Origin of the sequence: Enterococcus sp. BSD2780061688st2 D3 (assembly GCF_005844145.1) — a bacterium.
GTDB lineage: Bacteria > Bacillota > Bacilli > Lactobacillales > Enterococcaceae > Enterococcus_B > Enterococcus_B durans.
Genome location: NZ_SPHN01000010.1, coordinates 79,806 through 91,904 on the forward strand (window position 1 = coordinate 79,806; position 12,099 = coordinate 91,904).

10 protein-coding genes and 1 riboswitch are annotated in these 12,099 nt (G+C 38.9%); of the genes, 9 read left to right on the plus strand and 1 reads right to left on the minus strand.

The features are described 5' to 3' along the window. Positions 1-48 precede the first annotated feature (48 nt). The 9 genes from mprF (at position 49) to thiT (ending at position 11,062) form a co-directional block, all read left to right on the plus strand. Positions 49-2,622 (plus strand): bifunctional lysylphosphatidylglycerol flippase/synthetase MprF, encoded by a 2,574-nt coding sequence (gene mprF / locus FGQ66_RS09485; RefSeq protein ID WP_138302270.1) that lies wholly within the window; start codon positions 49-51, stop codon positions 2,620-2,622. A 169-nt stretch (positions 2,623-2,791) separates the two neighbouring features. After that, positions 2,792-3,640 (plus strand): 4-(cytidine 5'-diphospho)-2-C-methyl-D-erythritol kinase, encoded by an 849-nt coding sequence (gene ispE / locus FGQ66_RS09490; protein WP_005875124.1) that lies wholly within the window; start codon positions 2,792-2,794, stop codon positions 3,638-3,640. 430 nt (positions 3,641-4,070) lie between these two features. Beyond that, positions 4,071-5,009 carry a metal ABC transporter substrate-binding protein gene (locus FGQ66_RS09495; protein WP_081135007.1) on the plus strand — a complete coding sequence of 313 codons (939 nt, stop codon included), beginning with the start codon at positions 4,071-4,073 and terminating at the stop codon, positions 5,007-5,009. A gap of 17 nt (positions 5,010-5,026) precedes the next feature. Further along, complete coding sequence (locus FGQ66_RS09500) at positions 5,027-5,707, plus strand: metal ABC transporter ATP-binding protein (RefSeq protein ID WP_081135010.1); 681 nt, start codon at positions 5,027-5,029, stop codon at positions 5,705-5,707. After that, a complete protein-coding gene (locus tag FGQ66_RS09505) occupies positions 5,680-6,504 on the plus strand; it encodes a metal ABC transporter permease (RefSeq protein WP_005875130.1) in 825 nt (274 codons plus the stop codon). Before FGQ66_RS09500 ends, FGQ66_RS09505 begins: the two co-directional genes overlap by 28 nt. A gap of 166 nt (positions 6,505-6,670) precedes the next feature. Next, positions 6,671-7,489, plus strand: a complete 819-nt coding sequence (gene purR / locus FGQ66_RS09510) for a pur operon repressor (RefSeq protein WP_005875132.1) — start codon at positions 6,671-6,673, stop codon at positions 7,487-7,489. 343 nt (positions 7,490-7,832) lie between these two features. Further along, positions 7,833-9,206, plus strand: a complete 1,374-nt coding sequence (gene glmU, locus FGQ66_RS09515; protein WP_005875134.1) for a bifunctional UDP-N-acetylglucosamine diphosphorylase/glucosamine-1-phosphate N-acetyltransferase GlmU — start codon at positions 7,833-7,835, stop codon at positions 9,204-9,206. 93 nt (positions 9,207-9,299) lie between these two features. Beyond that, positions 9,300-10,268 (plus strand): ribose-phosphate diphosphokinase, encoded by a 969-nt coding sequence (locus FGQ66_RS09520; protein WP_005875136.1) that lies wholly within the window; start codon positions 9,300-9,302, stop codon positions 10,266-10,268. Positions 10,269-10,288: 20 nt separating this feature from the next. Next, positions 10,289-10,392: riboswitch (TPP riboswitch) on the plus strand. Positions 10,393-10,480: 88 nt separating this feature from the next. Then, on the plus strand, positions 10,481-11,062 hold the full coding sequence (gene thiT, locus FGQ66_RS09525; RefSeq protein WP_138302271.1) for an energy-coupled thiamine transporter ThiT: 582 nt from the start codon (positions 10,481-10,483) through the stop codon (positions 11,060-11,062). Positions 11,063-11,263: 201 nt separating this feature from the next. Here the strand turns inward: thiT and FGQ66_RS09530 are convergent, their stop codons facing one another. Beyond that, a complete protein-coding gene (locus FGQ66_RS09530) occupies positions 11,264-12,040 on the minus strand; it encodes a hypothetical protein (RefSeq protein ID WP_138302272.1) in 777 nt (258 codons plus the stop codon). Positions 12,041-12,099: the final 59 nt, after the last annotated feature.

The window sequence follows — 12,099 nt, forward strand, 5'->3', positions numbered from 1 at the left end:
TAACATTAATTCATAGAACGAAAGTAATCGAGTTAGGAAGGGTAAAATGTGAAAAATAAACGACACTTGATGCTTCAATGGATCAAAGATCACAGTCTGGTTTTGAAATTGATTTTTTTTGGATCAGTTCTGGTATTTGTAGCAAATCAAGTAGCTAATATTGCGCATGGCATGAGTTGGCAAGATATTTGGCAAACGATGGGACAACAAAATCATTTCACCCTTGCGTTAATGATCCTTATAGGGTTGATCGGGGTTCTTCCAATGCTGCTGTATGATTGGGTGACGATTCGTGTACTTGAAAAGCAAGGAAAGCCCAAAATGAAGCGACAGGATTTTTTCTTGGCTGCTTTTATTACGAATACGATCAATAATCTAGCTGGTTTTGGCGGGATTGTTGGTGCTAGTCTTAGAGCTAGTTTTTATGGGAAAGATACAAATCGGAAGAGGGTACTTGCAACGGTTTCTAAAGTAGCCTTATTCATGCTGACAGGGTTATCTATCTGGTCCTTTATTACTTTTTTTGATGTGTTTGTTCTTCAAGAATCAACTATTTTTAGAGGATACTGGATCTGGTTATTGGGCGGAAGTTTTGTGGCACCAGCTATTTTTTTCTTTGCCTATTTAAAAAGAAAAACGCTGTTTGCGGAATTTTATCCTAAAGGCTTGTTGGGTTTGTTGATTGCCTCTTTTGGACAATGGACAGGCGCGCTGTTCGTGTTCTTGCTGATTGGTAGACTGATGAAGGTCGACATCTCCCTTTTTTCTATCTATCCAATGTTTATCATCGCGACGTTGATCGGTATGTTGACAATGGTCCCTGGTGGTATGGGAACCTTCGATGTGCTGATGATCCTAGGGATGAGTCAGTTATCTGTGCGACAGGATATTGCTGTAGTATGGTTACTTTATTATCGCTTATTTTATTATGTGATCCCTTTTGCAACAGGGCTCTTATTGTTCCTTACACAAACCGGGGTCAAAGTAAACCGTTTCTTAGATAATATCCCGCGACTGGTGTTTCAAAAACTGGCGCATTTTGTCTTAGTAAGTGCTGTTTATTTTGCGGGTATCATGATGGTTTTATTGTCCACGATCACGAATCTTTCAACGATTAGTCGGCTATTCCAATTTTTATTGCCATTTTCATTTAACTTTTTAGATCAGATGCTGAATCTGTTAGTTGGATTCTTATTATTAGGATTGGCACGGGCATTAGCGATGAAAGTGAAGAAGGCATTTTTACCAACGATCGTGTTACTTGTTTTTGGTATTATCAATACGGTGACACGAACATTGTCGTGGCAATTGATTGTAGTATATCTCTTGATCTTGTTAGTTGTCTGGTTATCCAGAAAAGAATTTTATCGCCAAAAATTTGTCTATTCTTGGGGAGCTATCGTTTTTGATGCTTGTCTATTTGGTTTTTTGTTTATCGTTTATGCGATTGCCGGCTATCACAGTGGCAGTTTCTGGGTAGGGCGGTTGACGGCAAATCACTTTATCCTGTTTCCGTCTGATGATGTTTGGTTTTCTGGATTGATTGGTCTAGGTATCTCTTTGTTGGCACTAGTCGCTTTATACCAGTATTTAGCAACTACGCCGAAGAAATTAGGAGAAAGCTTGCAAATCGAGCGATTGGAAAAGCTTTTGACGCGTTATGGCGGGACAGCAGCAAGTCACTATTTGCGATTTCCTGGCTACACTTATTTTTATTACCAAAAACATCATGAAGACCAAGTCGTCTTTGGGTTTCAAATCAAAGGAAACAAATGTTTTATATTAGGTGATCCAATCGGGAATCCTGAGAGGGTACGTGAAGCAACAGCAGAATTTATGAAAAAAGCCGATTGTTTAGGGTATCAATTAGCGTTTTATAAAGTATCCGAAAAATATGTCGTGACTCTCCATGAAGTTGGTTTTCATTTTACAAAAGTTGGTGAAGCAGGGATTGCTGATCTAACAGCTGAGGAAGTTCCTTGGATCAACCAACAATTGGAATACCAAAAACTGAATAACGAGGGATATCATTTTACATGGTATGACCAGTTGCCAGAAGAGTTGCTTTTAGCAGTAAGTGAAGTTTCTAAAGAGTGGTTACAGGGAGCACGAGAAAAACATTATTCAGTGGGACGATTTGATACTGCCTATCTTTTATCCAGCGGGGTAGGAATCGTACGCAAAGAGCAGAAGATCGTCGGTTTCATCACAGCACAACCAATAACAAACGAGCAAGCGGGTTATGATTTGTTGCGGACGTTACCAGATGAGCCTGTTGAACTGGCGGATTATTTATTGGCGAATCTCTTTGTGGTCTATCAAGAAAAAGGATATTTGGAAGCAAATCTAGGATTGGCACCTCTTGCAAAGGTGGGCGAAACAGATTTTTCTTTTGTACAAGAAAAAGTCATGCACATTGTCTATAATTACGGGAATTTCTTTTATTCCTTTCAATCTGCGTATGAAGAAAAATTGCGTTACGTAACCAGATGGGAAGGACGTTATTTTGCCTACATGAAAGGAAGTAGTTTTGTGTTTGCCACTATGCAATTGTTTATCCTTATCGGTAAAGGAAAAGAAAAAACACCAAATTTTGCCGAAGAAGTACTCACAGAATTATAGAGCAAGAAAAAGAACTGGGATAAGAAGACAAAAAGCTATTCCAGTTTTTTTCTTTATTATTGAATAAAAGCGATCATGCAAGTCCGTGAACGCATTGGGGGAAGCTATACTTTTATTTTTCCCTGTGATAGAATACTTGCGACTTAGACTTTTTGAACGGGTGAGAGGGATGGAACTGATTGAGAAAGCACCAGCTAAGATAAACTTAGGTTTGGATGTGTTGTATAAGCGCCCTGATGGTTACCATGAACTGGAGATGGTCATGTCGAGTGTTGATTTGGCAGATCATTTGTTCTTTGAAGAAATACCAGAAGATAAGATCATCGTGGAAACAAACAAAGCGTTTTTACCAGTAGACCAGCGTAATAATGTATATCAAGCTGCTTTGTTGTTGAAAAATAAGTATCATGTAAATAAAGGCGTCAAGATTTTTGTTAAAAAGAATATCCCAGTTGCAGCAGGACTTGGTGGTGGGAGTACTGATTGTGCAGCAGCTTTAAGAGGCATCAACAAACTTTGGGATTTAGGCTGCTCTTTGGAAGAGTTGGCGAGTATCGGGCTTGAAGTTGGGACAGATGTTCCATATTGTGTTTATGGGAGCACTTCTTTTGTTAGTGGTAAAGGAGAAAAAATAAACGTTTTATCCCCTATGCCACCATGTTGGGTCGTGTTAGTTAAACCAAGAATGAGCGTTTCAACGCGAACGGTCTTCAAAGAGGTGGATGCGCAACAACTCAATCATCAAGATATTGAGGGATTAGTAGAAGCTATCCAACAGCAAGATTATCAAAAGATGATTGCTAAGATGGGCAACAGCTTGGAAGACGTCACAGGCAGACGACATCCAATCATTCATCAAATCAAAGAACGAATGTTGAAATATGGTGCTGATGCAGCTTTGATGAGCGGTAGTGGTCCAACTGTTTTTGCGTTGTGTCAACATTATTCACGGGCTCAAAGAGTTTATAATGGCTTAAAAGGTTTTTGTGATGAAGTGTATTTAGTTCGTACATTATGATCAAGAGTGATGTGTACGAAAAGGCGTTTAGAATAAGCAATTGAATAAGAGAGGCTGTTTATTCGGTGGGATGTAGATGGAATGTGAGGTTCATATTTGCTTCGCATTAATAATTTCTTTTCTTCAATGCAGACTCTTTTTATGGGCAGTTTGGTTATTGAATGGGTATGAATCATTTTGTTTTGGGAAGTTGGAACAGATGGGTGTTCCACTTCCACTTTTTTTGTGTTCAAGGAAAAAACGACGTAAAACGTTTCTCTGAACCATTTGATATGAATGTAGCATCATTTATTTTCCGTTTTGAAAACAAATTTGACTGCTAAATCAGAAATTGGAGTATTTCTATTGACTCAGTTTTTTTATTCTGATAAATTAAGTTCCGTCGACAAATCGTAATTTTCCGATTTGCTTTTTATGAAAGGGGAATATAATGAAAAAATATCTTTTAGGTGTTGCCTTGGCAACTGGATTATTGTTACTAGCTGCTTGTGGAAATACAGCTCAAGATACTTCGAAAAAAGATGAATTGACAGTTGTCACTACTTTTTACCCAATGTACGATTTTACTAAAGAAGTAGTGGGTGATGAAGGAAACGTGAAATTGTTGATACCAGCAGGGACTGAACCACACGATTTTGAACCGAGTGCAAAGGAGCAGGCAGAGATTTCTGATGCAGATGTTTTTGTCTATAACAGTTCAGATATGGAATTTTTTGTTGATTCATTAAAAGATTCTGTTGATACAGATAAAACATTGATGATCGAGGCAGCAAAAGGAATCGATCGCTTAGACACGAAGGAAGAAGAACATGAGCATGAAGGGGAAACCTCAGATAGTCATTCTCATGAATATGATCCGCATGTTTGGCTAGATCCCGTTTTAGCAATCAAAGAAGTACAAACGATTGCTTCTGACCTAGGGAAAAAGTACCCAGATAAAAAAGAAACATTTGATAAGAATGCAGCTGCATATATCAAGAAATTAGAAACATTGGATCAAAAATACAATGATGAACTAAAAGGTGCTGCGAATCGCACATTCGTCACACAACATGCTGCGTTTGCTTACTTAGCAAACCAATATGGTCTGACACAAGCAGCGATCTCAGGCGTTTCGCCAGATCAAGAACCTACACCAAGCCGTTTAGCTGAACTGAAAGATTTTGTGAAGAAAGAAAATATCAAAGTGATCTACTTTGAAGAAAATGCTTCTTCTAAAGTTGCAGAAACGTTATCTAGTGAAACAGGTGTGAAATTAGAGGTATTGAATCCGCTAGAAAGCTTGACGAATGAGCAAATCAAAGCGGGAGAAAACTATATTTCTGTGATGGAAAAGAATCTAGATGCATTGAAAGAAAGTATAAAATAAGAACGGAGGTATTTCGCGTGCATTATATCGAAATATCCGATTTAACTTTTTACTATGATGATGAGCCAGTGTTAGAAGATGTTTCTTACTACGTCGATGCCGGTGAATTTGTCATTTTAACAGGAGAAAATGGTGCAGCAAAATCAACGCTGATCAAAGCGTCTTTGGGGTTGTTGAAGCCATCAAAAGGAACGATAAAGATCGCCGAAAAGAATCAAGAAGGAAAAAAATTAAGTGTTGGCTATATTCCCCAGCAGGTTGCTTCTTTTAATGCTGGATTTCCTAGTACGGTAATTGAATTAGTGAGGTCTGGCCGCTATCCAAGAGGTCGCTGGTTCAAACGTCTTTCTGAAAAAGACCATCAACATGTCAAAAGAGCGTTGGAATCAGTAGGGATGTGGGACATGCGTCATCGGCGTATCGGCGAATTATCTGGTGGCCAAAAACAGCGGATCAGTTTGGCTCGGATCTTTGCGACAGATCCTGATTTGTTCATTTTAGATGAGCCGACAACAGGGATGGATGAAGAGTCTCGGAATGAATTTTATCGTTTGCTTCGCCATAGTGCGCATGATCATGGAAAATCTGTTCTGATGATTACGCACGATCATGAAGATATCAAACAGTATGCTGATCGTCAGATCCGTTTGGTAAGAAAGGAGGATTCTCCATGGCGTTGCTTTCATATGAATTCATGAGAAGAGCCTTTTTAGCGGCTATCTTTATTGCTGGGATCGCACCTATGTTGGGGGTATTCCTAGTGATAAGAAGACAATCGCTAATGGCTGATACGCTTTCCCATGTATCATTAGCTGGGGTGGCATTAGGATTCTTTTTGAACATCAATCCAACGATGACTACGATGCTTGTTGTTGTTTTAGCAGCTGTCATTTTGGAATACTTGCGTACGATCTACCGCACTTATTCAGAGATATCGATCGCGATACTCATGGCAGGGGGCTTGGCTCTTGCATTGGTACTGATGAATCTCAGTGGTGGAAACTCAGCGACGAGTATCCAGTCCTACTTATTTGGTTCGATCGTAACCATCACATGGGAACAGGTCATTTTCTTAGGGATACTGTTCGTGGCTATCGGAATATTATTTTTCTTATTCAAACGCCCAATGTACGTTTTGACATTTGACGAAGACACTGCCCATGTCGACGGATTGCCTGTCCACTGGATGTCCATGATGTTCAATGTGATTACAGGTGTTGCAATCGCCGTGATGATCCCGATTGCGGGGGCGCTGTTGATCTCTGCAATCATGGTATTGCCAGCAGCAATCGGAATGCGATTAGGTAAAAGTTTTAATGTAGTCATCGCAATCAGTATCCTTGTTGGGTTTATCGGGATGCTTTCAGGTCTAACCAGTTCGTTTTATTTAGACACCCCCCCAGGAGCGACAATCACTTTAGTCTTTATCGTTTTATTCCTGCTGGTGAATTTGATCAAACGATTGCTTGTAGCATTTAAACGTAAAAGTAGATAAATATTAAAAAGAAAAGGCAATGAAAACGAAAAATTTTCATCGTCTTTTCTTTTTTTTAGATAAATACCGAACTATTTTCTTATTTTTTTATAAAATGCTCGAATTTTTGAGTAAAAACTTATATAATGTAAAACGATAAAATTTTTTGAAAAAGGAGCTGGAATATGTGAAAGTACGTCGCAGTGAACGACTTGTTGATATGACTCAGTATTTATTAGAACATCCACACGAATTAATTTCGTTAACAAGTTTTGCCGAACGTTACGAATCTGCTAAATCATCGATCAGTGAAGATCTAGCAATCATTAAGAAGACATTCAGAGAAAGAGGCTATGGTATATTAGAAACCATCCCAGGAGCAGCTGGAGGTGTGTTGTTCATACCAGAAATCTCTTATGAAGAAGCCAAAAAATATGTTGAGTCACTAGCTGAACGTTTGTCAGAACAAGATCGTTTATTGCCTGGCGGTTATGTTTATTTATCTGATTTATTAGGTGAACCCGAATTATTGCGCCAAGTGGGTAAAATCATTGCTTCAAAATATTTAGGTGAAAAAATCGATGCAGTGATGACCGTAGCAACGAAAGGCGTGCCGATTGCACAAGCCGTTTCTTATTATTTGAACGCACCGTTTGTCATCGTTCGTCGTGATTCAAAAATCACTGAAGGATCGACTGTCAGTGTCAATTATGTTTCTGGTTCATCTGAAAGAATCGAAAAAATGGAACTTTCAAAAAGAAGTCTTAAGAGAGGTTCACGTGTGCTAGTCGTTGACGATTTCATGAAAGGCGGAGGAACAGTGAATGGGATGAAGAGCTTGATCGAAGAATTCGAATCAGAGCTTGTCGGGATCACAGTCTTTGCTGAATCAAAATTCAATGGACATCGAGCAATCGATGATTACACCTCACTTCTCTATGTCAAAGATGTTGACACTAAGACGAAGAATATTACAGTCGTGCCAGGAAATTATTTTTCAGAATAAGAAAAAATATACGATCGTTTTAGTCCACAAGTGACTACAATAAAGAGGCCGGGTCACAAGAAAGAAGAAGGAATTCACAGAAATTGTTTTCAAAATTTTTGCGTATTTCGGCTTATTTTTTCGAAGAGGTTACTTCTGATCCCACCGTTTATTCTGATCAAGAAGGTGAGATAAAAGTGATTTTACTTTTATCTCACCTTCTTTTTTCTGATGGTTGTCAGGAAGGATTTCAGCTAGGCTATTGTCAAATGGTCTAGGTTATAATTATAGATGGTTTGGTTGAAAAAATAGGAATAGTGGGCTAAACTTAAAACCATAATATATACAATTAGGAGTGACGCAATTGGACGCACGTTATGCAATTATTTTGGCTGCGGGAAAAGGTACACGTATGAAGTCAAAATTATATAAAGTTTTACATCCAGTTTCAGGAAAGCCAATGGTTGAGCATATCATCAATCGGGTAAGTGAAACGAACCCTGATCAAATCATCACCATCGTAGGTCACGGTGCAGACCAAGTGAAAGAACAATTAGGTGAAAGAAGCGAGTACGCTTTACAAGCAGAACAATTAGGAACTGGTCATGCTGTGTTACAAGCCGCTTCTTATTTAGAAGGAAAAGAAGGAACAACTTTGGTCATCAGTGGAGATACACCGTTATTGACCACTGAAACATTGAATAATCTTTTTGAATACCACCAAGGAAAAAACGCAAGTGCAACGATTTTGACAGCACAAGCAGATGATCCTACTGGTTATGGACGGATCATCCGAGATCATATCGGGATTGTTGAAAAAATCGTGGAACAAAAAGATACTACTCCAGAAGAGGCATTAGTCCAAGAAATCAATACGGGAACCTACTGCTTCGATAATCGTGCACTGTTTGACGCACTAAGTAAAGTAGGTACGGACAATGCACAAGGCGAATATTATCTAACAGATATTATCGAGATCCTCAAAGAGGAAGGCAATACGGTAGCTGCTTACCAAACAGACGATTTTGATGAATCAATGGGGGTCAATGACCGAATTGCATTAGCTAAAGCCAATGAATTGATGCGCCAACGAATCAACAAAATGCATATGGTCAATGGAGTTAGTTTTGTTGACCCTGCAACGACATACATTGATGCTGGTGTAGTGATCGGTGCAGATACTATAATAGAAGCGGGCGTACAACTTCAAGGCAACACGGTGATCGGGAATGATTGCTTCATTGGTGCGCATTCACGCATCGTTGACAGCACGATCGAAGACCACGTAGTCGTTGAAAACTCTGTGATTGAAAGCAGTCTTGTAAAACGTCATGCTGATGTCGGTCCATTTGCGCACCTTCGTCCGAAAGCGGAAATTGGTGAAGGCGCACATATCGGGAATTTTGTCGAAGTGAAAAATGCGCAAATTGGTAAAAATACCAAAGTCGGCCATCTGACTTATGTGGGTGATGCGACATTAGGTGAAGAAATCAATGTTGGTTGTGGCGTAGTATTTGTAAATTATGATGGCAAAAACAAGCACCATACAACGATTGGCGACCATAGTTTCATTGGTTCAAACGCAAATATCATCGCGCCAGTCGAAGTGGCAAAAAATTCGTCTATTGCTGCCGGATCAACAATTACTGATGATATCCCAGAATATGCGATGGCAATTGCGCGTGCAAGACAAGTCAATAAAGAAGGATATGCTAAAAAACTCCCTTATTTAAATTAATACTTTTGCAAAAACCCTTGATTTATTCTGAAAATATGACTAGTATTTAGTAGGTAGAATTCTAGAGTTGTGAAAAAGAAAGTGGAGGTCCCCATGTCAAAACATTACTTTGACCCAAGATTAAAAATTTTTGCGTTAAATTCAAATCGCCCATTAGCAGAAAAAATCGCTGCGGCCGTCGGTGTCGAATTGGGTAAATCATCTGTTACTCAATTTAGTGATGGAGAAATCCAAGTGAATATCGAAGAAAGTATTCGTGGTTCACATGTGTATGTCATCCAATCAACAAGTAGTCCAGTAAATGATAACTTGATGGAATTATTGATTATGATCGATGCATTGAAACGTGCGAGTGCCAAAACGATCAACGTTGTGATGCCTTATTATGGTTATGCTCGCCAAGACCGTAAAGCACGTGCGAGAGAACCGATCACTGCAAAATTGGTTGCAAATATGATCCAAAAAGCTGGAGCAACAAGAATGTTGACCCTTGATTTACATGCTGTCCAAATCCAAGGATTCTTTGATATTCCTGTCGATCACTTAATGGGTGCACCATTGATCGCAAATTATTTCTTAGAAAAAGGCATTAAAGGGGACGATGTAGTCGTTGTTTCACCAGACCATGGTGGTGTAACTCGTGCGCGTAAATTAGCCGAGTTTCTAAAAGCACCGATTGCAATCATTGACAAACGCCGTCCAAAAGCAAATGTGGCAGAAGTAATGAACATCATCGGACAAGTAGAAGGAAAAACATGTGTCTTGATCGATGATATGATCGATACTGCGGGAACTATCACTTTAGCCGCAAATGCATTAAAAGAAGCTGGAGCAGTCAGTGTATATGCTTCATGTACACATCCAGTGTTATCTGGTCCAGCGTTACAACGGATTGAAGATTCAGCAATCGAACGTTTAGTTGTAACAGATTCCATCTACCTTCCAGAAGATCGTAAAATCGATAAGATCGATGAAGTGAGTGTTGGTGGTTTGATGGGTGATGCGATCAAACGTATCCATGAAAACAAACCAGTTAGTCCTTTATTTGAAACAAAAAAATAAGGGATATCTGAAAATTAAATAGAATCACAAAGGGGAGCCTGTCTGGGCTGAGATTGAATGTTATTTCTAAACCCTTCGTACCTGTTTCGGTCATGCGAACGTAGGAATTGTGACGAGTAGTAGATACTCATCTTGAAGTATCTGCTGGAGTAATGATTTTGAAATTACTTCCTCCTTTGTGGTTTTTATACTAAAAAGGAGGAAGTTTTTTTATGGAAAAGAAGTACAGCGTTTGGATTGAAGGAACGATCGTGGCTGCTTTAGCACTGGTTCTATCATTGATCCCATTGCAAATAGGTAGTAGTTTTTCAATTTCACTAGGTCAGATACCACTCACGTTGTTTGCACTAAGACGAGGTTGGAAAGCCGGTTTACTCTCGGGATTTATTTGGGGGATTCTCCATTTTCCGACCGGACAAGTTTACTATCTTAGTGTTATCCAAGTTCTGATCGAATATCCGATCGCATTTACTTTCGCAGGATTTGCTGGCATCTTTTCCAAGAGAATGCAAAAAAATGTTATAGAAGGAAATACTCGGGGAATGACCACCACTATTGTATTAGGAACAATTGTTGGTGTGGGGGCAAGATATTTTTGGCACTTCATCGCAGGTGTTGTTTTTTGGGGAAGTTATGCATTATGGGGAATGAATCCATGGATTTTTTCTTTCGTCATGAATGGGGCAAGTGGTCTTGCGACAGGAGTAGTCACTATCGTCGTTTTAATTGGGATTGAACGAACGATGCCGGCATTATTCCTAGGCCACAGCCAAAGACAAAGAAATAGTTTCTGAAAAATATGAAGTACGATCAGGAACAGTAATAAATAAAAAAGCCCATTTCTGAAAATAGAGATATCTATTCTCAGAAGTGGGTGTTTTTGTTTGAATAGGGTTCTTAAAAGATGTCCCGTTTGTTTTTGGAGTGGACAAAAGAAATGTTTCCCCTGATCTAATGCTTTTACTGAAAAAATGGAAACGTCTGTCTTGCCCGTTTTAAATCAATGTATTCGCAGTAAAATCAACTGCTTCACCTTCAAGTTTCCAATGCCGATCAGCGGCTTGGTAAACTAAAGTCCCGATTGCTTCTTCTTCACGGTAGCGTGTTCCTTTTAATTTCCAAATATAATCTTCGATCACATAAATAGGAATACGATATTCATCGTTGACCAATCCACCTTGTTCAAATGAAAAGATGATGCCTTCCTGCATTAAATTACGCATATCTTTTAATAGATCGACACTGATGTTCTCAACAGGGATATCACGACGGAAAAAGGATTTTTTCTCGTTGATTTTTTCAAATAAGATCGTGCTTAATTTATTTGCGAAAATCCGATAAAATTCGTCTAAATAGCGATAATAAATACGTCCTAATTGATCATTTAAATCGAAATAAACAAAATTATTTTGTAACTTATAAAAAAATGGAGAATGAAGATGTGTTTTCATGTGTCCAAAGTAAAGCAACTCAGAAATTTCTAAGGGTGTTAGTTCTTTTAACATCGTTAGATCACCGAAGTCGATCCATTTTAAATCGCCAGAACGATTTCTATTACGTACAGAGGCAAAAAATTGCTGGATATTTTCTGTACCACGGATAACTTTCAGACCGGTATGTGACTCGTACTCACCAGCGGTCGTTGAAGGGTCCAACAATAACAAATTTTGTGGAAAATGCACGATGCCGTTTGAAAAATCACTGATCGTCAGTCCTTTTGTTAAAACTGCATTGCTTGTCGTATCGATATGTACATAAACTGACTCAGTCATCATGCTCCTCCTCTTAGCCTTTATCTCTTTTATTTTACAACATTTATCATAAAAAAGCT

What these genes read in the sequence shown, in the direction of transcription:
- ispE (WP_005875124.1), top strand. Translation starts at nt 2,792, where the DNA reads ATGGAACTGATTGAGAAAGCACCAGCTAAGATAAACTTAGGTTTGGAT.
- FGQ66_RS09495 (WP_081135007.1), top strand. Translation starts at nt 4,071, where the DNA reads ATGAAAAAATATCTTTTAGGTGTTGCCTTGGCAACTGGATTATTGTTA.
- FGQ66_RS09505 (WP_005875130.1), top strand. Translation starts at nt 5,680, where the DNA reads ATGGCGTTGCTTTCATATGAATTCATGAGAAGAGCCTTTTTAGCGGCT.
- FGQ66_RS09520 (WP_005875136.1), top strand. Translation starts at nt 9,300, where the DNA reads ATGTCAAAACATTACTTTGACCCAAGATTAAAAATTTTTGCGTTAAAT.
- thiT (WP_138302271.1), top strand. Translation starts at nt 10,481, where the DNA reads ATGGAAAAGAAGTACAGCGTTTGGATTGAAGGAACGATCGTGGCTGCT.
- FGQ66_RS09530 (WP_138302272.1), bottom strand. Translation starts at nt 12,040, where the DNA reads ATGACTGAGTCAGTTTATGTACATATCGATACGACAAGCAATGCAGTT.